Annotated in this window: 22 protein-coding genes; 10 read left to right on the plus strand and 12 right to left on the minus strand. The window is 66.6% G+C overall.

Translation table 11 applies throughout. The annotated features are described in order from the left end of the window. Positions 1–47: 47 nt before the first annotated feature. Positions 48–590: a hypothetical protein gene (locus BN4332_RS03470; RefSeq protein ID WP_066897191.1), complete on the minus strand. Its 543-nt coding sequence runs from the start codon at positions 588–590 to the stop codon at positions 48–50. 95 nt (positions 591–685) lie between these two features. On the opposite strand from BN4332_RS03470, the gene BN4332_RS03475 reads away from it, so the two are divergent. From BN4332_RS03475 to secG, 8 genes are all read left to right on the plus strand, one after another. Next, complete coding sequence (locus BN4332_RS03475; protein ID WP_066897192.1) at positions 686–1,360, plus strand: TetR/AcrR family transcriptional regulator; 675 nt, start codon at positions 686–688, stop codon at positions 1,358–1,360. Between the two features lie 34 nt (positions 1,361–1,394). Further along, positions 1,395–2,276 (plus strand): sterol desaturase family protein, encoded by an 882-nt coding sequence (locus BN4332_RS03480; protein ID WP_066897215.1) that lies wholly within the window; start codon positions 1,395–1,397, stop codon positions 2,274–2,276. A 74-nt stretch (positions 2,277–2,350) separates the two neighbouring features. After that, positions 2,351–4,177 (plus strand): ABC transporter ATP-binding protein, encoded by a 1,827-nt coding sequence (locus BN4332_RS03485; protein ID WP_235654005.1) that lies wholly within the window; start codon positions 2,351–2,353, stop codon positions 4,175–4,177. Next, on the plus strand, positions 4,174–5,169 hold the full coding sequence (locus tag BN4332_RS03490) for a phospholipase D-like domain-containing protein (protein WP_066897193.1): 996 nt from the start codon (positions 4,174–4,176) through the stop codon (positions 5,167–5,169). Before BN4332_RS03485 ends, BN4332_RS03490 begins: the two co-directional genes overlap by 4 nt. A gap of 94 nt (positions 5,170–5,263) precedes the next feature. Beyond that, a complete protein-coding gene (gene gap, locus BN4332_RS03495) occupies positions 5,264–6,286 on the plus strand; it encodes a type I glyceraldehyde-3-phosphate dehydrogenase (RefSeq protein WP_066897194.1) in 1,023 nt (340 codons plus the stop codon). Positions 6,287–6,291: 5 nt separating this feature from the next. Beyond that, a complete protein-coding gene (locus BN4332_RS03500) occupies positions 6,292–7,515 on the plus strand; it encodes a phosphoglycerate kinase (protein WP_066897195.1) in 1,224 nt (407 codons plus the stop codon). 3 nt (positions 7,516–7,518) lie between these two features. Continuing rightward, on the plus strand, positions 7,519–8,313 hold the full coding sequence (gene tpiA, locus BN4332_RS03505; RefSeq protein ID WP_066897196.1) for a triose-phosphate isomerase: 795 nt from the start codon (positions 7,519–7,521) through the stop codon (positions 8,311–8,313). A gap of 44 nt (positions 8,314–8,357) precedes the next feature. Next, entirely contained in the window at positions 8,358–8,591 is a 234-nt protein-coding gene (gene secG / locus BN4332_RS03510; RefSeq protein WP_003880837.1) for a preprotein translocase subunit SecG, read from the plus strand. 15 nt (positions 8,592–8,606) lie between these two features. Here secG and BN4332_RS03515 read toward each other — a convergent pair whose 3' ends face one another. Further along, positions 8,607–9,020, minus strand: coding sequence for a hypothetical protein (locus tag BN4332_RS03515; RefSeq protein WP_096866819.1), 414 nt, complete (start codon positions 9,018–9,020; stop codon positions 8,607–8,609). Positions 9,021–9,187: 167 nt separating this feature from the next. Between BN4332_RS03515 and ppc the strand changes: the two genes are divergently transcribed. Continuing rightward, entirely contained in the window at positions 9,188–12,007 is a 2,820-nt protein-coding gene (gene ppc / locus BN4332_RS03520) for a phosphoenolpyruvate carboxylase (protein ID WP_066897198.1), read from the plus strand. An 11-nt stretch (positions 12,008–12,018) separates the two neighbouring features. Here the strand turns inward: ppc and BN4332_RS03525 are convergent, their stop codons facing one another. From BN4332_RS03525 to BN4332_RS03540, 5 genes are all read right to left on the minus strand, one after another. Next, positions 12,019–13,143 carry an FAD-dependent oxidoreductase gene (locus BN4332_RS03525; RefSeq protein WP_066897199.1) on the minus strand — a complete coding sequence of 375 codons (1,125 nt, stop codon included), beginning with the start codon at positions 13,141–13,143 and terminating at the stop codon, positions 12,019–12,021. Between the two features lie 16 nt (positions 13,144–13,159). Further along, positions 13,160–14,422, minus strand: a complete 1,263-nt coding sequence (locus BN4332_RS03530; RefSeq protein ID WP_066897200.1) for an ABC transporter substrate-binding protein — start codon at positions 14,420–14,422, stop codon at positions 13,160–13,162. Continuing rightward, complete coding sequence (locus BN4332_RS33120; RefSeq protein WP_066897201.1) at positions 14,419–14,952, minus strand: MFS transporter; 534 nt, start codon at positions 14,950–14,952, stop codon at positions 14,419–14,421. Before BN4332_RS33120 ends, BN4332_RS03530 begins: the two co-directional genes overlap by 4 nt. Next, positions 14,907–15,593: an MFS transporter gene (locus tag BN4332_RS03535; protein ID WP_066897202.1), complete on the minus strand. Its 687-nt coding sequence runs from the start codon at positions 15,591–15,593 to the stop codon at positions 14,907–14,909. Before BN4332_RS03535 ends, BN4332_RS33120 begins: the two co-directional genes overlap by 46 nt. Before the next feature lie 209 nt (positions 15,594–15,802). After that, a complete protein-coding gene (locus BN4332_RS03540) occupies positions 15,803–16,180 on the minus strand; it encodes an ATPase (protein WP_066897203.1) in 378 nt (125 codons plus the stop codon). A 55-nt stretch (positions 16,181–16,235) separates the two neighbouring features. On the opposite strand from BN4332_RS03540, the gene BN4332_RS33125 reads away from it, so the two are divergent. Next, positions 16,236–16,385, plus strand: a complete 150-nt coding sequence (locus tag BN4332_RS33125; RefSeq protein ID WP_160110799.1) for a hypothetical protein — start codon at positions 16,236–16,238, stop codon at positions 16,383–16,385. 9 nt (positions 16,386–16,394) lie between these two features. Here BN4332_RS33125 and pgl read toward each other — a convergent pair whose 3' ends face one another. The 5 genes from pgl to tkt are packed head-to-tail and all read right to left on the minus strand — an operon-like array spanning position 16,395 to position 22,860. Continuing rightward, positions 16,395–17,126, minus strand: a complete 732-nt coding sequence (gene pgl / locus BN4332_RS03545) for a 6-phosphogluconolactonase (RefSeq protein WP_066897204.1) — start codon at positions 17,124–17,126, stop codon at positions 16,395–16,397. Next, positions 17,123–18,034, minus strand: a complete 912-nt coding sequence (gene opcA, locus BN4332_RS03550; RefSeq protein WP_066897205.1) for a glucose-6-phosphate dehydrogenase assembly protein OpcA — start codon at positions 18,032–18,034, stop codon at positions 17,123–17,125. Before opcA ends, pgl begins: the two co-directional genes overlap by 4 nt. A 19-nt stretch (positions 18,035–18,053) precedes the next feature. Beyond that, entirely contained in the window at positions 18,054–19,598 is a 1,545-nt protein-coding gene (zwf, locus tag BN4332_RS03555) for a glucose-6-phosphate dehydrogenase (protein WP_066897206.1), read from the minus strand. Positions 19,599–19,626: 28 nt separating this feature from the next. Then, positions 19,627–20,742 (minus strand): transaldolase, encoded by a 1,116-nt coding sequence (gene tal, locus BN4332_RS03560; RefSeq protein WP_066897207.1) that lies wholly within the window; start codon positions 20,740–20,742, stop codon positions 19,627–19,629. A gap of 27 nt (positions 20,743–20,769) precedes the next feature. Then, entirely contained in the window at positions 20,770–22,860 is a 2,091-nt protein-coding gene (tkt, locus tag BN4332_RS03565; protein WP_066897208.1) for a transketolase, read from the minus strand. Positions 22,861–23,049: the final 189 nt, after the last annotated feature.

A 23,049-nucleotide genomic window follows, 5' to 3' on the forward strand; every position in this document is an offset into this window, starting at 1 on the left:
ATCCAAGCGTCTGGTTGCCTGACGTCAATGTTCGAAAGTTATTGCGGTCAAGGCCTTTTGGCGTTGTGGCGCAGTGGGTGCCTGCGGTAGTCGGGGTCCGGTGGGCCGAATTCGATGGCGTTCTCGTCGAGGCCGTTGCCGATCGTGATCCGGTCATGGGCGAAGCCGAAGCTGATCGCGACCATGTCGAGGGCCAGGTCCGTTTCGCTGCCACTCCACACCAGAAGTTCGACGGTGTGCAGCTGTGCACCGTGAAGTGCGGCGAGCCGCAGACATGCGTCGTCGCGCCACGTCAGAGAGACCTCTTCGGGATCCTCACCGAAGGTGATGGGCTCACTGGCGTCGATGCTGTTCCAGGTGATGGACAATTCGTCGAACGTCTGGTGGGTGATCTCCACCTGCTCGCCCTCGAAGTCCAACAGGACCGGCCAGTCGGCGTACCACTGATCGTGGACGGGGTCCCATGCCAGCCAGCTGTTGGTGAGGCGGCGAGCGACTTGTGCGCCCAATCGACGCCCGTGGGCGCGGGCAATCGTGTCGTGGCCGGTGAGCCACTGCGGCTGATACCCGTGGATCCCTAGGTAGGACACCTGCCGATTATCCCGATCGACCGTCGACAACCCCGATGAATATTTCGGATAGCGACCACTATCCGAAATTTGAGATAACGGCTACTATCTGAAATATGGTCGACGATGGACATGGTGACGAAGCCGCGCCGGTGCGCCGGACGCGGGCCGAGAATCAGGCCCGAACCCGGGCGGCACTCTTGGATGCAGCCGCCCAGACCTGCGCCCGCAAGGGCTACGCCGCGGCGTCGGTCGACGAGATCGCCGCGGCGGCGGGGTACTCGGTCGGCGCCGTGTACTCGAACTTCTCCAGCAAGGAGCAGCTGTTCTCCGAGCTGATGAATGAGCGTGCCTCCGGTCGGCTCGACCAGGTGGCGCAGACCATCGCCGACAACGCCGATGAGGGGCCGCTGACGGCGTTGGGCCGGATGCTCGTCGAGATCGCCGACAACGAAATCGAATTCGAGGCGATTCAGGCCGAGTTCTGGCTGCATGCCGTGCGCAATCCCGACGGCATGACGATCCTGCGGGAGCGGTCAGCCCGCACCCTGGCCTCACTGCGCGAACTCCTTGCCGAGGCGCTCGAGCGCAACAACATCGACGACAGCGTCTCGGTCGACGGATTCGCCGTCGTGGTCCTGGCCCTGTTCCAGGGACTGATTCGGCAACGGCGCATCGACCCGGCCCGGGTCCCGGAGGAACTGTTCGGCCAGGCGCTGACCTGGCAGTTGGCCGGCATGCCCAAGAAAGACAAGCCCAAGAAAGACAAGCCCAAGAAAGACAAGAGGTAACCCGGTGGATCCCATTCGGATCGGGCTCTACGCCATGCCCGCCTTCTTCGTCCTCATGGCGGTCGAATTCCTGAGCTACCGCTTCGACAAGGATCGCGCGGCCCGTCCTCGCCCGGCGATCTCCTGGCGGGACAGCGCCACGAACCTGTCGATCTACGCGTTGGGCCTGGTGCTACGACCGCTCGACAAGTTCATCGCAGTCCCCATGGTGGCGATCGCTGCGGCCGTCACGCCGCTGCACCTGTCGGCATCGCAGTGGTGGGTCTGGGTGCTGGCCATCGTGCTGGCCGACCTGGCGTATTACCTGCAGCACCGGATGTCGCACCGCATCCGCCTGTTCTGGGCCGCGCACAACGTGCACCACTCCAGTCAGTACTTCAATCTGTCGACGGCCGTGCGACTGTCGTGGTTGATCCCCGGATCGTTCCTGGCGACCATCGGTTTCGTCGGCCTGGCCCTGATCGGCATCCCAGCCTGGATGGTCTTCCTGTCCCAGGCGATCGTGCTGCTCTACCAGTTCCCGATCCACACCGAGCGGATCGACCGGCTGCCCCGGGTGATCGAGTACGTGTTCAACACACCGTCGCACCATCGCGTGCACCACGGCGCCAACAACCCGTACCTGGACAAGAACTACGCCGGCATCTTCATCCTGTGGGACCGGATGTTCGGCACGTTCGTCGAAGAGGGCGAACCCGTCCGTTACGGGCTGACCAAGAACATCGACACCCACAACCCGATCAAGGTCAACTACCACGAGTTCGTGGCCATGGTCGGTGACGTCTGGCGGGCCAGGACCTGGCGCGGCCGGCTGGGCTACCTGTTCGGTCCGCCGGGCTGGCGCGAAAGTGACGCCGCCGCAACGGACATCGAGAGTGCGACGCAAAAGCCGCCGGTGATGTCCCCGTCGGAGTGACCGGGCAGCCGCCTTTGCCGTGAGACCTCCGGCCGTCGGCCACTTGTTCACTCCGGCGCCGTCATGGCGTTGTAATGTGTGGCGACAAACTGGACGTCAAAACCGACAACCGAGCGACGGGCGCGATGCGACTAATTCTTGAGCTGATCCGCCCGTACCGGTTGCTGGTGGCCGGAATCTTCGCGGTACTGCTGATCCAGATCGCCACCGGCCTGGCGGCGCCCTGGCCCCTCAAGGTCGTGCTGGACAGCGTGGTCGGCCACCACCCACTACCCGGTTGGCTGCACGGCCTGCTGCAGCCGTTGCTCGGGGGCGAGGGCAAGATGCATATCGCCGGGCTGGCCGCGATCATGGTGGTCCTCATCGCCGTGGTCGCCGCCGTCGCCTCCTATGTGGCGAATTACCTGACCGAGACCGTCGGCCAGCGCATCGGCAACGACCTGCGCACCCGCGCCTACCACCATCTGCAGCAGCTGTCGCTGAACTACTTCGACACCCACCGGGTCGGGCCGATCCTGAGCACGCTGACCGATGACGTCGACACCATCCAGGGCTTCGCCTCGGCCTCGACCCTCGGCATCGCGACCGATCTGCTGACCATCGTGGGCATGCTGCTGATGATGCTGTGGCTGCAGTGGGATTTCACCCTGGTCGCGCTCGCGGTCGCGCCCCTGCTGCTGTTGTTCGTGTCGCGTATCCGCAAGGCCGTCAAGGAAGCCACCCACGAGGTGCGCCGGCGGGAATCCGACATCGTCGCGGTCGCGGAGGAAGGCCTGCAGTCCATCCGGGTGGTCAAGGCGTTCGATCGGGAGGAGATGCAGGAACGTCAGCTGGCGATCGCCGGCCAGCAGGCCGTGGACGCGGCGCTCAACGCCCGGCGGGTGAAGTCGGTGGTATCGCCCATCGTCGGCGTGGTGGTGGCGGCGTGCACGGCACTGGTGTTGTGGCGCGGTTCGGCGCTCATCCTCGCGGGCGCGATGACGGCAGGCACGTTGACGGTGTTCATCTCCTACCTGGCCTCGTTCTTCAAACCGGTGCAGGATCTGGCCAAACTCACCAACACCATCGCCATGGCCTCGGTCGGGGTCGACCGGGTCAACGCCCTGCTGACGGCCGAGACCTCGGTGCAGGAGAAGGCTGACGCCATCGATGCGCCCCGCATCAAGGGCGCGATCAGCTTCGAGCGGGTGGCCTTCAGCTACGACAGCGAGACTCCCGTGTTGCGTGATGTCACGTTCGAGGTGCAACCCGGTCAGCTGGTCGGCGTCGTCGGGCACACCGGAAGCGGCAAATCCAGTCTGGTGAGCCTCATTCCGCGGTTCTACGACCCGAGCGTGGGCACCGTCCGTGTCGACGGAGTCGATCTGCGCGACTACAAGCTGCACGAACTGCGCCGCCAGATCGCCTATGTCCTGCAGGACACCGTGCTGTTTCGCGGCACCATCCGCGACAACATCGCCTTCGGCCGACCCGACGCCGACCACGACGAGATCGTCGAGATGGCCAAGCTGGCCAACGCCCATGAGTTCATCTCCGAGATGCCACAGGGCTACGACAGCCCGGTGGGGGAGCGTGGGCTCACCCTCTCCGGCGGGCAGCGCCAGCGCATCGGCATCGCCCGGGCCCTCATCCGCGACAGCCCGATCCTCATCCTCGACGAACCGACGGCCGCGCTGGACGCCGAGTCCGAGCGCCTGGTCATGTCGGCTTTGCAGCGGTTGATGAAGGACCGCACGGTGATCACGATCGCCCACCGGCTCAGCACGATTCGCGATGCCGACAAGATCGTCGTGCTCGAGGAGGGCCGCGTGGTCGAAGAGGGAACGCACACAGAGCTTCTGTCGGCGGGCGGCAGGTATGCCGACCTGCACCGGATCCAGTACGAGGACGAGACACCGTGACGACGCGTTCGCTGATCATCCTGCCCGACGACTCGGCCAAGCCGGTGCTCGACGCCATCGGGGCGTCCACCCGGTCGGTGCGCATCAAGATGTTCGCCTTCAACCACCTGCCGCTGCTCGATGCGGTGGTCGCCGCCCACCGGCGCGGTGTGGACGTCAAGGTGATGCTCAACCCTGGGCGCCGCGACGGTGAGACGGACAACGACGCCGCACGGGATATGTTGCAGCAGTTCGGTATCGAGGTACGGGCCAGCAACCCCGCCTTCGATCTGACACACGAGAAGTCCATGGTCGTCGACGACGAGCACGCCTTCATCGAGTCGCTCAACTGGACCGAAGAGAACTTCACCGTGACCCGGGACTACGCCGTCGTCACACCCAGCGCCTACGAGGTCGCTGAGATCATCGACTGCTTCGAGGCCGACTGGGCCCGGCAGGAATTCGACCCAGGCGCCGGCGCCCACCTGATCTGGTGCCCGTCCAACGGCAGGCACCGGATCGCCGATTTCATCGACAGCGCAAAGCACACGCTGTTCGTCCAGAACGAGCGTTACCAGGATCCGGTGATCATCGAGCGTCTGGTCCGTGCGGCGCATCGCGGCGTCAAGGTTCACATCATGGCCCGGGCTCCGCACCACCTGAAGGCGGGCAAGCTGCTCGAGGGCGTCAGCGGGATGCGCATCCTGGACGACGTCGGCATCAAGATCCACCGGCTCAAACACATGAAACTGCACGCCAAAATGATTCTGGCCGACCATGAGAGGGCGATCGTCGGCTCGATCAACTTCGCGCCGGGCAGCTTCGACCATCGACGCGAACTGGCCATCGAGGTGACCGACCACCACATCATCAAGCGACTGAACGAGGTGGCGCACCACGACTGGAAACACTCCGAGCCGATGGACCTGTCCGACGACGGGCTGATCGCCGATCTGGTCGGCCGAGATCCGGACGAAGTCGATCAACTGGCCCTACACGACCGCGAAATCTGATGCACTGACCGGACCGCGCAGTAAGGGTTGTTCACCACTAGGCTGGCGGCGAGAGAGTGTGCGGCAGTTTTCCGTCGACGAGTAGGAGAATGACGTGACTATCCGGGTAGGCGTTAACGGCTTCGGCCGCATCGGGCGCAACTTCTACCGGGCGCTTGCGACCCAGAAGGCCGAAGGCAAGAACTCCGACATCGAGATCGTGGCGGTCAACGATCTCACCGACAACGCCACCCTGGCCCACCTGCTGAAGTTCGACTCGATCCTGGGCCGCCTGCCCCAGGACGTCAGCCTCGAGGGCGACGACACCATCGTCGTCGGCGACACCAAGATCAAGGCACTTGCGATCAAGGAGGGGCCCGCCGCCCTGCCCTGGGGCGATCTCGGTGTCGACGTGGTCGTCGAGTCGACCGGCATCTTCACCAAGCGCGACAAGGCCCAGGGTCACCTGGAGGCCGGTGCCAAGAAGGTGATCATCTCCGCGCCGGCCACCGACGAGGACATCACCATCGTGCTGGGCGTCAACGACGACAAGTACGACGGCAGCCAGAACATCATTTCCAACGCTTCTTGCACCACCAACTGCCTCGGCCCGCTGGCCAAGGTGCTGAACGACGAGTTCGGCATCGTCAAGGGCCTGATGACCACCATCCACGCCTACACCCAGGACCAGAATCTGCAGGACGGTCCCCACAAGGATCTGCGCCGCGCCCGCGCCGCCGCGATCAACATCGTTCCCACCTCCACCGGTGCGGCCAAGGCGATCGGCCTGGTGCTCCCGGAGCTGAAGGGCAAGTTGGACGGCTACGCGCTGCGGGTGCCGGTCCCCACCGGTTCGGTCACCGACCTGACCGCCGAGTTGTCCAAGTCGGCCTCGGTCGAGGACATCAACGCCGCGTACAAGGCCGCCGCCGAGGGCCCGCTCAAGGGCATCATGAAGTACTACGACGCGCCGATCGTGTCGAGCGACATCGTCACCGATCCGCACAGCTCGCTGTACGATGCCGGCCTGACCAAGGTCATCGACAACCAGGCCAAGGTGGTTTCCTGGTACGACAACGAGTGGGGCTACTCCAACCGCCTCGCTGATCTGGTCGCCCTCGTCGGAAGGTCTCTGTAGTCCCCATGCCAGTCAAAACACTCACCGACCTGTTGGCTGACGGCGTCGAAGGTCGGGGCGTACTCGTGCGCTCAGATCTGAACGTTCCTATCGACGACGGCAACATCGGCGACCCGGGCCGGATCATCGCCTCGGTCCCGACGCTGAAGGCGCTGGCCGAGGCCGGCGCGAAGGTCGTGGTCACCGCACACCTGGGCCGCCCCAAGGGCGCCCCGGACCCGAAGCTGTCGCTGGCGCCGGTCGCCGCGGCGCTGGGGGAGAGGCTGGGTCGGCACGTGCAGCTGGCCGGCGATGTGGTCGGTACCGACGCGTTGGCCCGTGCCGAGGGCCTGACCGACGGCGACGTGTTGCTGCTGGAGAACATTCGCTTCGACCCGCGGGAGACCAGCAAGGACGACGCCGAGAGGCTGGCGCTGGCCAAGGCCCTCGCCGCGCTGGTCGAAGGGGCCGACGGCTCGCCGGGTGCCTTCGTCTCCGACGGCTTCGGCGTCGTGCACCGCAAGCAGGCTTCGGTCTACGACGTCGCCACCCTGCTGCCGCACTACGCAGGCACCCTGGTGGATGCCGAGGTCAAGGTGCTCGAACAGCTGACCAGCTCGACCGAGCGCCCCTACGCGGTGGTGCTCGGCGGATCCAAGGTGTCCGACAAGCTCGCAGTCATCGAGAACCTGGCCACCAAGGCGGACAGCCTCATCATCGGTGGCGGTATGTGTTTCACCTTCCTTGCCGCACAGGGTGTTTCGGTCGGAACCTCGCTGTTGCAGGAGGAGATGCTGGACACCTGCAAGCGGTTGCTGGACACCTACGCCGATGTCATCCACCTGCCGGTCGACATCGTGGTGGCCGACAAGTTCGCCGCCGACGCCGAGCCGGAGACCGTGGCCTCCGACCGGATTCCCGACGGCAAGATGGGCCTGGACATCGGCCCGGAGTCGGTCAAACGGTTCACCGCACTGCTGTCCAACGCCAGAACCGTGTTCTGGAACGGCCCGATGGGCGTATTCGAGTTCCCGGCGTTCTCCGCGGGCACCAAGGGGGTGGCCGAGGCGATCATCGGTGCCACCGAGAAGGGCGCGTTCAGTGTCGTCGGTGGCGGCGACTCGGCGGCGGCGGTCCGCCAGCTCGGCCTGGCCGAGGACGGCTTCTCGCACATCTCGACCGGCGGCGGAGCGTCGCTGGAATACCTCGAGGGCAAGGCCCTCCCCGGGATCGAAGTACTGGAGTCCTGACACATGCCGAAAGCCGCACGCAAGCCGTTGATTGCCGGCAACTGGAAGATGAACCTCAACCACTTCGAGGCCATCGCGCTGGTGCAGAAGATCGCATTTGCCTTGCCGGACAAGTACTTCGACAAGGTGGATGTGACGGTAATCCCGCCGTTCACCGACCTGCGCAGCGTGCAGACCCTGGTCGACGGAGACAAGTTGCGGCTCACCTACGGAGCCCAGGACGTGTCCAAGCACGATTCGGGCGCCTACACCGGTGAGATCAGCGGGGCGTTCCTGGCCAAGCTGGGGTGCAGTTTCGTCGTGGTCGGCCACTCCGAACGGCGCACCTATCACGGCGAGACCGACGAAGTGGTGGCCGCCAAGGCCGCCGCGGCGTTCAAGCACGGCATCACCCCGATCATCTGCATCGGCGAGCAGCTCGAGGTGCGTGAGTCGGGCGACCACGTCGAGTACAACGTGAACTCGCTGCGCGGTTCGCTGGCCGGGTTGTCCAAGGAACAGATCGGCAAGGCGGTGATCGCCTATGAGCCGGTGTGGGCGATCGGCACCGGCCGGGTGGCCAGCGCGGCCGACGCCCAGGAGGTCTGCAAGGCGATCCGGGCCGAATTGGGCAACCTGTCCTCGCCGGAGCTGGCCGCCGGTGTGCGCGTGCTCTACGGAGGGTCGGTCAACGCCAAGAACGTCGGCGAGATCGTCGCGCAGGGCGACGTGGACGGGGCACTGGTCGGCGGGGCGTCGCTCGACGGTGAGCAGTTCGCCACCCTGTCGGCCATCGCCGCCGGCGGGCCGCTGCCCTGACCCAGGCCCGGGGCGAGCCGAGCTGACCAGGTAGTCTTACAGCCATGGAATTGGCTCTGCAGATCACTCTGGTCGTGACCAGCGTGCTGGTCGTGCTCTTGGTGCTGCTGCATCGTGCCAAAGGTGGCGGTCTGTCCACCCTGTTCGGTGGCGGTGTGCAGTCCAGCCTGTCCGGCTCGACCGTGGTCGAGAAGAACCTCGACCGGCTCACACTGTTCGTGACCGGCATCTGGCTCGTCTCGATCGTCGGCGTCGCGCTGCTGATCAAGTACGGCTAACCCTCGCCCTGGTTTCTAGCCCGGCGCGATGAGCGTCGGCATCGGTCGCTGCCCGTCCGGGGCCGGGGCCACCTCCGATGGGGCGATCACCGGAGCATCGATGATTCCTCGCGGTGGCAGCGGTGCGGTGCCCTGTTCGGCGCTCGCGCCCTCCGCCGGAGGTGCATAGCAGTTCGGCGAACCGTCCGCCTGGGTGTCGTTGGGATCTGAGGTGGGCGTGCCCCCGGACTCGATGCAACACAGGTCGGCATTTCGGACCGTCTTCTTCATGCATTCGTCGTAGGCCTCGATATCCCAACTGCCGTCATCCGGAGCCGCGGTCGCCGGCGCCGGTGTACCCAGCACGCCGAGACCCAACGCCGCACTCAGGGCGGCGCCCTGTGCCAGTCGGCGCCATCCGGGGCGTCGGGAGAAGCAGATTGCGGCCATGATGACCTCCCGAGTTTGCTGGGAACAGCTGACCTACTGATGGTCCGCCGCCGTCGCGCCGAGATGTGGCATTTGCGCGAATCGCTCGCGCGGTTGTTGCCCGGTCAAACTCGGGAACAGCTGATGCCGCCGTGCGCGGCATCCGGCCGGAGCCGATACTGAGACACATGGCTGACGGTCCCGACGCCGCCCTCGACCCGATCGGTGCGGTTCAGCGCACCCCGGTAGGCCGTGAGGCCACCGAGCCGATGCGCGAAGACATCAGGCTGCTCGGTGCCATCCTCGGCGATACCGTGCGCGAGCAGAACGGCGCAGAGGTGTTCGATCTGGTCGAGCGGGCCAGGGTGGAATCCTTCCGGGTGCGCCGATCGGAGATCGACCGGGCCGAACTGGCCGAGTTGTTCTCCGGTATCGACATCAGCCAGGCCATACCCGTGATCCGGGCCTTCACCCATTTCGCCCTGCTGGCCAACGTGGCCGAGGACATCCACCGTGAGCGGCGCCGCGCGGTGCACGTGGCGGCCGGTGAACCGCCGCAGGACAGCAGCCTCGCCGCGACGTACCTCAAGTTGGACCAGGCGATCGCGGCCGCCGAGCTGAACTCGGCGTCGGTGGCCGATGCGCTGAGCGGAGCCCTCGTCGCGCCGGTGATCACCGCCCACCCCACCGAAACCAGGCGCCGAACCGTCTTCGACACCCAGCACCGGATCACCGAACTGATGCGGTTGCGGCTGCACGGGCAGACCCGTACCGCCGACGGCCGCGACATCGAGGTCGAGTTGCGCCGCCACATCCTCACGCTGTGGCAGACCGCGCTGGTCCGGTTGTCGCGATTGAAGATCTCCGACGAGATCGAAACGGGCCTCCGGTATTACCCCGCCGCCTTCTTCGAAGTGATTCCGCAGGTCAACGCCGAGCTCCGGACAGCGCTGGAGGCTCGCTGGCCCGGGGCACACCTGTTGGAGCAGCCGATCCTGCGCCCGGGCAGCTGGATCGGCGGGGACCGGGACGGCAACCCCAATGTCGATGCGACGGTGGTGCGGCTGGCCACCGGGCGGGCCGCGTACGTGGCTTTCGCACACTATTTCGCCGAGATCACCGCGCTGGAAGAAGAACTCTCGATGTCGGTACGGCTGGTCCGGATCAGTGACGGACTGACCGCGCTGGCCGACGCCTGTCACGAGCCGGCGCGGGCCGACGAACCCTACCGCCGGGCCCTGCGCGTGATCCATGCCCGGCTGACGGCCACCGGGCGCGAGATTCTCGACGAGCAACCCGAACACGACCTGGACCTGGGTCTAGACGGCTATCGGACGCCGGGGGAGTTCCTGGCCGACCTCGACACCGTGGACGCCTCGCTGCGCGCCAACGGTAGCGCGGTGCTGGCCGACGACCGGTTGGCCCGGCTCCGAGAAGCGGTGCGGGTCTTCGGATTTCATCTTTGCGGCCTGGACATGCGGCAGAACTCGGAGGTCCACGAAGAGGTGGTCGCCGAGCTGTTGGCCTGGGCCGGAGTGTATCCCGACTACCGTTCCCTGCCGGAGCCGCAGCGGGTCGAGGTGCTCGCGGCCGAGATCTCCACGCGGCGACCGTTGATCGGTGCGGGTGCCGAGCTTTCCGAGCTGGCCCGCAAGGAACTCGACATCGTCGGAGCCGCGGCGCGCGCGGTACGCGTCTTCGGTCCGGACGCCGTGCCCAACTACATCATCTCGATGTGCCAGTCGGTATCCGATCTTCTCGAGGCGGCGATCCTGCTCAAAGAGGCCGGGTTGCTCGACGTTTCGGGGGCGGCTCACGGCGGTGAGGTGTACGCGCCGGTCGGTGTCGTGCCGCTGTTCGAAACCATCGACGATCTGCAGCGAGGCTCGTCGATCTTGCAGGAGGCGCTCGCGCTGCCGGTGTACCGCAGCATCGTCAGCGCGCGCGGCCGGCATCAGGAAGTGATGTTGGGATACTCCGATTCCAACAAGGACGGCGGCTATCTGGCCGCGAACTGGGCGCTGTACCGGGCCGAACTCGACCTGGTCGAGGCAGCACGCAAGACCGGCATTCGGTTGCGCCTGTTCCACGGCCGCGGCGGCACCGTGGGCCGCGGCGGCGGGCCCAGCTACGACGCGATCCTGGCGCAGCCGCCCGGCGCGGTGAAGGGTTCCCTGCGGATCACCGAGCAGGGTGAGGTGATCGCGGCGAAGTACGCCGAGCCGCGGATCGCACACCGCAATCTGGAGACACTCGTGGCCGCCACACTGGAGTCCACCCTCCTGGACGTCGAAGGACTCGGTGACGATGCCGAGCCGGCCTATCGGGTGCTCGACGAGCTTGCCGTCCTGGCCCAGCGCGCATACGCCGAATTGGTCCACGAGACACCGGGATTCGTCGAGTACTTCAAGGCTTCGACACCGGTCGGTGAGATCGGCGCACTGAACATCGGCAGTCGCCCGACCTCACGGAAACCGACGACCTCGATCGCGGATCTTAGGGCGATCCCCTGGGTGCTGGCCTGGAGCCAGTCCCGGGTGATGCTGCCGGGCTGGTACGGCACGGGCACGGCATTTCAGCAGTGGATCGGCGAGGACGAGAGCCGGCTCGTGGTGTTGCAAGACCTCTACGAGCGCTGGCCCTTCTTCCGTACGGTGCTGTCGAACATGGCGCAGGTGCTGGCGAAATCGGACATGGGCCTGGCTTCGCGATACTCAGAGCTGGTCGACGATGCCGCACTGCGGGCCAGGGTATTCGACAAGATCGTCGCCGAGCACGATCGCACGATCGTCATGTACAAACGCATCACCGGTCAGGACGATCTGCTGGCCGACAACCCGGCCCTGGCCCGATCGGTGTTCAATCGCTTCCCGTATTTGGAACCGCTCAACCACCTGCAGGTAGAACTGCTGCGCAGATACCGTGCCGGCGACACCGACGAACGGGTGCAGCGCGGAATCCTGCTCACCATGAGCGGCCTGGCCACCGCGCTGCGCAACAGTGGCTGACCGGTAGGTGCCTAGTCCACCAGGATGTCGGCGAGGCGCAGCGACACCGTGGCCCGCCGGTCGGCATAACTGCGTGCGGCTCTTTGGATCTCGGCGGTCTGCTCGGTCCGGATCCGCTGATATCGCTGCAACGCCGCGGTGTGGTCGCCATCGTTAACCCCGGCGATCTGCGTGGCCAGTTCGGCCGCGTCCTGCAGTGCCTGATTGGCGCCCTGGCCGCCGAACGGGGTCATCGGGTGCGCCGCGTCGCCGAGCAGCGCGACCCGCGCGGTGGTCCACCGGTCGATCGGATCCCGGTCGTACACCGGGTGCATGTACACCGGGCTGGTCGCGGCGCGCAGCATGCGCGGCACCACCGGATCGAACGCGTCGAATTGGGCGGCCAGGGCCTCCAGATCGGCCCGCGCCGACCAGAGGTGCAGCGGCGGCTCGTCCACTCCGAGGGTGGCGTCGACGGCGACCTGCCGTCCGGCCCGGACCGGCATGGAGATGACGTGCTTGGCGTAGTCGGCCGAATGCCATGACTGCAGACGGTCATTGGTGCCGTCGAGGCATTCGGCCGGGCTGACGGCCCGGAAGATCACCGACCCGCAGTAGTGGATGGCGTCGCTGCTGAACATCTTTCGTACGGTGGAGCGCAGCCCGTCGGCCGCGATGACCAGACCGGCCCGGACCGCCTCGCCGTTGGTGAAGGTGAGTTCGACATGATCATCACGCTCGGTGATCGTGTCCAGCCGATGTCGCAACCGCACATTCTCGGCGCCGACGGTCGTCACGAGCAGTCGGTGCAGATCGGCGCGGTGTACCGTTCGGGGTGAGACCTCGGCATCGGCGTAGCCGAACCTGCCGTGCTCGCCGCCGGGCTCGGGTGCCGCGGCGTAATCGGTGACCTTCTCCAGCCGACCCAGCTGATCCCGGTTTTCGAAGTACCGGGTGGCCGAGGAGATCTCGTCGAACGTGTCGATGATCTTCCACTCGTCGAACAGGCGCAGCGTCGGTGGGGAGATGCCGAGCGGGCCACCGACCTCGCCGAGTTCGCGGGGCTTGTCGAACAGGACGGGACGGTGGCCGTGCTGCCGCAGCGCGACGGCCGTGGCCAGGCCGCCGAGGCCCGCGCCGACGATGGCGATATCCATGGGGTTCCTCTCGGGTTCAGGGGATTCGAGCCAAGGCCTCGGCATCGAGGTAAACCTCGGGGAGCACGTCGGGCCGATAGCTGGTGGTGGTGCGGACATTGCAGAGCGGAAGCCACAGGCCGCGGTCGACGATCTGGCGTTGGATGTCGTGCACCACGTCGCGGCGGGCGGCGGGGTCGGCGCAGTGGAGCTGGGACTCGAGCAGCGCATCGAGGTCGTCGGGTTCGCTGCGGCGGTTCATGTTTCGTTGCGACACGGAAAACTGATACCGCAGGGCGTCTGGGTCGCTTCCGGTGAAGTAGAAGAACCGGAAGTCGTAGTCACCGGATTCCTGCCGGGTGCGCAGCTCGGGAAAGCCGACATCGGCCAGGGTCAGCTCCACCCCGTGCTCGGCCCACTGCGCGGCGACCGCGGTGAGAACTGCGGCGTCGACAGGGGAGAAGGTGCTGTTGAACACCACCTCGAACGACAGCCGCCTGCCGTCGAGCAATCGGTGGGCGGTCGCCGGATCGTGGGCGAGATCGGTTGTGCAGTCTCGGTAGTCGAGCGTCGACGGGGTCAGCACCGAGGAGGCAACGGTGTAGCCGGCCCGATCCAGCAGTGGTTGCAGACGTTGCCGGTCGACCAGCAGCGACAACGCCCGCCGGATCCGTGGGTCGGTCAGCCGACCGCGGGAGGCATTGGGGCACAGGCCATAACTGATTCCGGGATTGTTCAGCTCGGCGACGGAATGGCCATGGACCGCTCCGGGGCAGAGGTCGCCGGAGTCGGACTTCCGGAAGGCCAGGCGCCGTGTCCCGTCGGTCAGGCCGTCATCGACCCGCCACCACCGGCCGCTGCCGAGGCCCGACCGGCTCCTGACAGCCAGGTTCACGCTGGTAAGCGACCGCAGGAACGCCGCGTTGTGCGTGGCGAACCGGAATCTGAGCGTATCGCGGTCGGTATCGATCCGGTCCAGCCCCGTCAGCCTGCTCACGGCGGCCGGCAGCGGTGAAACATCCTTCAGCGTAAGGATTTCGGTGAAGCACTCCGCGACCGCCTCGGGTGTTACCGGGTTGCCGTCGGAGAACGACCGGGCTCGGTCGACCGTCAGTTCGAGGGTGAGCGGATCGCGGTAGTGCCACGAACTCGCAAGCCACGGCAGCAGTTCACCGCTGACCGGATCGATGTCGAGCAGGCTCTCAAAAATCTGGCGGCAGAACGTCTTCGACATGCTGTTGTAGGCCAGACGCGGATCGTCGATGAGCTGGTCGGTAGGCCAGCCATAGGTGAGCCTCATCGCGCAGGCACCAACCGTGTTGCCTGCCATGCCGAGCGGGCCGCGACCGTCGCGGCCAGGCCGACCACCATCATCAGCAGACCCACCCCACCGAACAGGTCGACACCGAGCCCGTCGATCATGGTGGCGCCGATGGCCACCCCGATCGCGGCGCCCAACGCTCGCAGATAGTGGTACAGACTGGAGTCGAACGGGATCTGATCGGAGTTGGTCAGCACATTGCCGGCCAGCGAACTCCACAGGAATCCCATCGCGCATCCCATGATCGCGGCGCTGACCAGCAGTAGACGTCCCGGCAGGGCGACGCTGAGCCCCGCCGCGACGAGAAACATCGAACCGATCCACACCAGGCGCGTGCTCTTGCGGTTGTCGCCTGGCCTGCCGAACTTCAGCACCGGGATCAGCCCTGCGAGGAATGCCATGGGGACGAGGTACAGCGCCGAACCGTAGGAATCGACACCACGCACCTGCTGCAGAAAGTAGATCACCGACAGGGTGAACACGTTGGTGGCGATGCCGGCGACGAACACCACGAAAAGGCTCTGGTGCAGAACAGGATTGGGTGCCCGGCCGGATCTGNCGCGCGGCCGGCCGGCGCGTGCTCGTCGCTACCGGTCGGCCGGGACGGTGCCGCAGCGAGGAGAACCATCGCGACCACGGTCGTCACGACCGTCTCGTAGGGGAACGAGCGCCACCCCCACACGTCGTTGAGCAGAGCCGTGATCAGCGGGGAACACAATGCCGATGCCGACACGACCAGACCCCACGTGCCGAGGACGGCCGAATGATGGTCCGGGTAGAACTGCGCCCGGATGATCCGGAAGATCTGCGGTGCGGCCACGGCCGAGGCGATGCCCTGCAGAAAACGGACGGCGATCAGCACCCAGAACTCTGGACTGAGGCTGGCGGCGATGCCGAGCAACGCGAGTGCCGCCGAACTGGCGAAGAACGCCACCGTCGGCGGGTACCGGTGCGACAGCAGGCCCACCGGCAGCAATGCCAGACAGAAGCCGGCAAGGAAGGCGACGCCGATATAGGAGGCCTCAGAGAAGGGGATGCCGAAGTACTCGGCGACCGCCGAGTTCAGCAGCACCGCCGACGACGAGTTGGAGTAGAGGGTGTATTCGGTCAGGTAGAGCGACGCCGCAACGGCGTAGAGGGACGGCTTCATGACGCCTCGAAGCTGATGGAAGGGTCAGATGGGCAGCGAGAGCTAGCCCGAGATCCTCTTCAGCGGCGCCAGGCGGGCCCGGTTCCAGATCGATGACAGCAAACTGGGTGCGAACGAGACGTCAGCGCGCAAGGCACGCGCGGCTGCCCGGTCGAATCCGATACCCATGACCATCACTGTAGCCGAGCCGCCCGTGGCGGCCCGCCGCGCTACAGATGGGTGCGGTCGCGTATCGCCTTGACCATGCCGCGCATGGCGTTCTCCGTCGCGGCCAGCGGTGACATCACCGCCTCGCCGATTCCGACGATGGCCTCGACGCGGTCCACGATGGCTTCGAGACGTTCGACCACGCCGATCAGCCGGGGCGCGAGCTCGTCGATTCGGGTGATGGTGTCGTTGAAGCGGTCCAGGGTGGAATCCAAGCCGCCGGTCGACCGGTTGAGGTCGACAAGGGTTCTGCTGAGGTCGGTGAGCAGGGTGTCGACCTGCTCCACCGTCATATCGGCATTGAGCGCGGCCTGCGTCAACGTCCGGATGCGCTGCCGCCCCGAGGCCGGGCGGGCGCGGCCGTCCCCTTTGTCTGCCATGCCGAACAGTATGCGGGTAGGGAACCGAACGCGGACGCAGTGCGTCTCAATCGTTGTGCGGCAATTCTGCGAACATCCGGGCCGGTCCACCGTCGGGCCCCTTCGGGCCACCTCCGACCATCAGGTGGCCGAGTACCTGGCCGGCTATGCCGAGGCGTTGGCCGATCGGGCGCCGGAGCGACACGGCGGCGTCGCCGACGACTAGTCGACGGGCTCAGAGCTTGCTTGCGGCAGCCTCGTCGAGCAACCACACCGTGCGCTCGCGCCCGATGGCCCCGGCGGCCGGGATGTCGACCGGATCGGCGCCCCCGATCGCGGCGGCGACCGCATCGGCCTTGGCCTCACCGGAGACCACCAGCCAGACCTCGCGGGAATTGCGAACGGCGGGCAGTGTCAACGTGATTCGCCGTGGCGGTGGTTTGGGGGAGTCGGGCACGCCCATCACCAGCCGGCTGGTCTCGCGCACCGCCGGAGTGTCCGGGAACAGCGAGTTGATGTGTCCCTCGCCGCCCATGCCCAGCAGATGCACGTCGAATTCCGGTCCGGGAGCATCGAAATTGGCGGCCAGCACCTGTGCGTACCCGGCGGCCGCCGCATCGAGGTCGTCGCCGAACTCGCCGTCGCTGGCGGCCATCGCGTGCACGTTGACGTCCGAGATGCCGACGTGGTCGAGCAGGGCCTCGCGGGCCTGCTTGTCATTGCGTTCGTCGTCGCCCTGCGGCACGAAACGCTCGTCACCCCAGTAGACATGTACCTTCGCCCAGTCGATTTCGCCGCTGCGCTCACCGACCCGCTTGAGCAGACCGATGCCCGTGCCGCCGCCGGTCAGCACGATGGTCGCCTGGCCCCGGGTGGCGATCGCCGAGTTGATGGCGGCCACCAGACGATCACCCGCCGCGGTAACCAGGGCGTCGGTGTCGGCATACCGTTCGATCACTGTGCTCATACGTATTGAACCTTGTCGATTCCCTTGAGTGCGTCGTAATAGATTTCGTCGGGATCGAGGCGCCGCAGATCCTCGGCCAGGCATTCCTTGGCCTCCCGGCGGGCCAACGGCACCAACGCATCCGGTTTTCCGGTGCGGCTGAGGACCGCGGTGACGCCCGTCTGGGGACGTGCCAGGGTCACGGTCTCGCTGGGTCGGGTGAGTTCCACCTTCAACTCGCCGACCGCGCGGGTCACGGGGCCGTCGATCCGGCTGGCCAGCCAGCCGGCCAGGACGTCGAGCGCGGGTTCTTCCTTCAACCCCGACACCAGCGCCGAGGTGATGGGCTCGTGCGGAGGTTGATCGATCGCCGCGGCCAGCAACGCGCGCCAGTAGGTGACCCGGCTCCACGCCAGATCGGTGTCACCGTCGGTATAGCCGTTGAGCCTGCTCTTGATGCAGGCCAGCGGATCGGCGCCGTTGGTGGCATCGGTGATCCGGCGAATCGCCAACTTGCCCAACGGATCCTGTGCGGGAACCGCGGGTGCCAGATCGGGCCACCAGGTCACCACCGGCGTATCGGGGAGCAGGAACGGCGTCACCACGCTGCTGGCGTGGTTGGCCAGCGGGCCGGACAATCGCAGCACCACGACCTCATTGGCGCCGGCGTCGCGGCCCACCCGCAGCTGGGCATCCAGCCGGGCCTCGGTGGTCAGCCGGTCCCCGGGAATCACCACGATCACGCGGCAGGGGTGCTCACGGCTGGCCGCGTTGGCCGCGTCGATCGACTCCTCGAGCATCGCCTCGGAATCGGTGGAGATGACCAGCGTCAGCACCCGGCCGAGGGTGATCGCGCCGCCCTCCTCGCGCATCGCGACGATCTTCTTGTTGATCGCACCGGTATTGGTGTCGGGCAGATCGACGATCATGACTCGGCTCCTTCGACGATCACGGCCGCCGCCATTCCCGGCCCGACCGGCGCAGCATCTCGAACGACGATTCGGGTCCCCACGTCCCGGACTCATACGGATCGGGCTTGCCGTGGGTGGCCCAGTATTCCAGCGCGGGATCGAGGATCTTCCACGACAATTCGACCTCGGCGTTGACCGGGAACAGCGAAGGCTCACCCAACAGCACGTCGAGGATCAGGCGCTCGTAGGCCTCCGGCGACTCCTCGGCGAACGCCGAGCCGTAGGAGAAGTCCATGCTGACATCGCGGACCTCCATGATGTGCCCGGGAACCTTCGACCCGAACCGCAGCGTGATGCCCTCGTCCGGCTGCACCCGGATCACCAGGGCGTTCTGGCCGAGCTCGTCGGTCATCGTGGCGTCGAACGGCAGATGCGGCGCACGCTTGAACAGCAGGGCGATCTCGGTCACCCTGCGGCCCAAGCGCTTTCCGGTGCGCAGGTAGAACGGCACACCGGCCCAGCGCCGGGTGTCCACGTCCAGCGTGATGGCCGCGAACGTCTCGGTGGTGGAGGTCTTCGAGAAGCCCTCCTCGTCCAACAGTCCGACGACCTTCTCCCCGCCCTGCCAGCCGGCGACGTACTGCCCCCGGGAGGTGGTCTCGTCCAGCGGTTCGGCAAGCCGGGTCGCGGAGAGCACCTTGATCTTCTCGGCCTGCAGTTCGGCGGGGGAGAAGCTCACCGGTTCCTCCATCGCCGTCAGCGCCAGCAGCTGCAGCAGATGGTTCTGGATGACATCGCGGGCCGCGCCGACGCCGTCGTAGTAACCGCCGCGCCCGCCGAGCCCGATGTCCTCGGCCATGGTGATCTGCACACTGTCGACGTAGTGCGAGTTCAACACCGGCTCGAACATCTCGTTGGCGAAGCGCAGCGCCAGGATGTTCTGGACGGTCTCCTTACCCAGGTAGTGATCGATGCGGAACACCGACGACTCCGGGAACACGCTGTTGACCACGCCGTTGAGCTCCTCGGCGCTCTTGAGGTCGTGACCGAACGGCTTCTCGATGACCACCCGGCTCCAGCTGCCCTCCGGCTTGTCCGCGAGCCCGGACTTCGACAGCTGCTCGCAGACCTGGGGGAAGGCCTTCGGCGGAATCGAAAGGTAGAACGCGTGATTGCCGCTGGTGCCGCGTTCCACGTCGAGCTTGTGCAGGGTGTCCTTCAGCCGCTCGAAGCACGACTCGTCGTCGAAGGTGCCCTGTACGAACCGGAAGCCCTCGGCCAGCCGGTCCCACACTTCCTGTCGGAACGGCGTGCGCGCGTGCTGTTTGACCGCGTCGTAGACGATCTTGCCGAAATCCTCGTCCGCCCAGTCGCGGCGGGCGAAGCCGACCAACGCGAAGCTCGGCGGCAGCAGGCCCCGGTTGGCCAGGTCGTAGATGGCCGGCATCAGCTTCTTGCGGGCCAGGTCACCGGTGACGCCGAAGATCACCACCGCGCACGGCCCCGCGATGCGGGGCATTCGCTTGTCGCGCTTGTCCCGCAGAGGGTTTCGCCATACCGCGGATGTGTCGACGGCCGTCATCAGTGTCCCCGACTCCTCGCGTTGGCGGTCATTTCTTGGCGGCGTCGAGTTGGCCCTGTGTCGCGTCGAGCAGTTCCTGCCACGACTTTTCGAATTTCTCCACGCCCTCGTCCTCGAGCACCTTGAACACATCGACCAGGTCGATGCCCACAGCGCTGAGCTTGTCGAAGGTCTCCTGCGACGCCGCTGCCGTCCCGGAGATGGTGTTGCCGGTGATCTCGCCGTGGTCGGCGACGGCTTCCAGCGTCTTCTCCGGCAGCGTGTTCACCGTGTTCGGTGCGACCAACTCGGTGACGTACATGGTGTCGGAGTAGTCCGGGTTCTTGACGCCGGTGGACGCCCACAGCACGCGTTGCACCCGAGCACCGTCGCCCTTGAGCGCTGCGAAGCGCTCGCCGCCGAAGACCTCCTCGTAGGCCGCGTAGGCCAGTCGCGAGTTGGCCACGCCGGCCTTGCCGCGCAGTGCCAGCGCGTCCGCGGAGCCGATCTTCTCCAGCCGGTTGTCGATCTCGGTGTCCACGCGGGACACGAAGAACGATGCGACCGAATGGATCTTGGACAGATCGTGGCCGGCCTCCTTGGCCTTCTCCAGACCGGCCAGGTAGGCGTCCATCACCGCACGGTGCCGCTCCACCGAGAAGATCAGGGTGACGTTGACCGAGATGCCCTCGGCGATCACCGCGGTGATCGCGGGCAGCCCGGCCAAGGTGGCGGGGATCTTGATCAGCAGATTGGGCCGGTCGACGATCTTCCAGAGCTCGATGGCCTGCAGGATCGTCTTGTCGGTGTCGTGGGCCAGTCGCGGGTCGACCTCGATCGACACCCGGCCGTCGACGCCGTCGGAGGCCTCGTACTGCTTGGCCAGCACATCGCAGGCGTTGCGGACGTCGTCGGTGGTGACGGTGCGGATGGTGGCATCGACGTCGTCACCGCGATCGGCGAGTTCCTTCACCTGGGCGTCGTACGCGGTGCCCTTCGACAACGCGGCCTGGAAGATCGACGGGTTGGTCGTGACGCCGACGACGCTGCGGGTGTCGATCAGCTGCTGCAGATTGCCGGTCTGCAGCCGATCACGCGACAGGTCGTCGAGCCAGACAGATACGCCCGCGGCGCTCAGCGCCGCGAGATTCGGGTTCTGAGTCATGATTCGCCTTCTCCTGCTAGTCGACGGTTAGTTGTCCAGGGACCGTTCCGCTGCGGCCGCGACGGCCTCGGCTGTGAAGCCGAACTCACGGAACAGCGTCTTGTCGTCGGCGGAGGCACCGTAATGCTCGATCGAGACGATCTCGCCGGTGTCGCCGACCAGCTTGTACCAACTCTGCGCCACCGCGGCCTCGACCGCCACCCGGGCCGACACCGCGGGCGGCAGCACCGAATCGCGGTACTCCTGCGGCTGCGATTCGAACCACTCGACGCACGGCATCGACACCACGCTGGCGTTGATGTCCTTGTCCGCCAACAGCTTCTGTGCCGCGACGGCCAGCTGGACCTCGGAGCCGGTGGCGATGATCACCACGTCGGGGTTCTCTTCAGGGGTGCCGCCCAGCACATAACCGCCGCGGGCCACACCCTCGGCGCTGGTGCCTTCGAGTACCGGAACGCCCTGGCGGGTCAGGATCAACCCGACGGGGCCGGTGCTGGCGGTGCGCTCGAGCACGGTCTTCCACGCGTAGGCGGTCTCGTTCGGGTCGCCCGGCCGCACCACCGACAGGTTCGGGATGGCGCGCAGCGCGGCCAGATGCTCGATCGGCTGGTGGGTGGGGCCGTCCTCGCCCAGGCCGATCGAATCGTGAGTCCACACGTAGATCGGGTCGATGTTCATCAACGAGGCCAAACGCACGGCCGGCCGCATGTAATCCGAGAACTGCAGGAAGGTGCCGCCATACGGCCGGGTCGGGCCGTGCAGCACGATGCCCGACAGGATCGCGCCCATCGCGTGCTCGCGGATGCCGAAGTGCAGGGTGCGCCCGTACCAGGTGGCGTTCCAGTCCTCGGTCGAGATCGACGGCGGCCCGAACGAATTCGCGCCCTTGATCGTGGTGTTGTTGCTGCCGGCGAGGTCGGCGGAGCCACCCCACAGCTCGGGCAGGGTCTGGCCGACGGCGGCCAGCACGGCACCGGAGGCGGCCCGGGTGGCCACCGGCTTGGAACCGACCTCCCAGTGCGGCAGCTCGGCGTCCCAGCCCTCGGGGAGCTCGCCTGCCTGCAGCCGGTCCAGCAGTGCCTTGCGCTCGGGCTCACGCTCGGCCCAGGCGTCGAAGCTCACCTGCCACTCGTCGTGCATCTTCTTGCCGCGGCCGACCAGCTCGCGGGTGTGGGTGATGACGTCGTCGCGGACCTCGAAGCTCTTGTCGGGATCGAACCCGAGGATCTTCTTGGTGGCGGCCACCTCGTCGGCGCCGAGCGCCGAACCGTGCACCCCGCCGGTGTTCATCTTGTTCGGGGCCGGGTAGCCGATGATGGTGCGCAGCGCGATGAACGACGGCTTGTCGGTGACGGCCTTGGCCGCGGCGATGGCTTCTTCGATGCCGGCGACGTTCTCGCCACCCTCGACTTCCTGCACGTGCCAGCCGTAGGCGCGGTAGCGCGCGGGCACGTCCTCGCTCAGCGCGATGTCGGTGTTGTGCTCGATCGAGATCTTGTTGTCGTCCCAGAACACGATGAGGTTGCCGAGCTGCTGGGTGCCCGCGAGCGACGACGCTTCGCTGGTGACGCCCTCCTCGATGTCGCCGTCAGAGGCCACCACGTAGATGTAGTGGTCGAACGGGCTCTCGCCCGGGGCGGTGTCGGGATCGAACAGGCCGCGCTCGTAGCGCGCCGCCATCGCCATGCCGACGGCCGAGGCCAGGCCCTGGCCCAGCGGGCCGGTGGTGATCTCGACACCCTTGGTGTGGTGGTACTCGGGGTGGCCCGGGGTCAGCGAACCCCACGTCCGCAGCGCCTCGATGTCGGCCAGCTCCAGGCCGAAACCGCCCAGGTAGAGCTGCAGGTACAGGGTCAGGCTGGAATGCCCGCAGGACAGCACGAACCGGTCGCGGCCGATCCACTGGGTGTCGCTGGGATCGTGGCGCAGCTGCCGCTGGAACAGGGTGTAGGCGAGGGGAGCCAGGCTCATCGCTGTTCCCGGGTGGCCGTTGCCGACCTTCTGCACCGCATCAGCCGCGAGCACCCGGACGGTGTCGACCGCGACGCTGTCGAGTTCGGTCCAATCGTCGGGGTGGTTGGGCTGGGTGAGAGCGGTGATCTCTTCGGCGGTGGTCACTAAGCTCACTTCCTCGTCTTCTATCAGCTGGTACGTGCGGCGCAGTTGCCATGCTGCTACCTCAAACACCCTAGTGGGGCGGACTCATCCGATGCAGACTGGTTCTCACACCGATACCCGCTCGTTTACCCGTAGTTGCCCGGAACGGACCCTGCGGTGCCGAGGCATTCTGGCGGCGGTCTACCATCG

Source organism: Mycolicibacterium houstonense (assembly GCF_900078665.2).
Lineage (GTDB): Bacteria > Actinomycetota > Actinomycetes > Mycobacteriales > Mycobacteriaceae > Mycobacterium > Mycobacterium houstonense.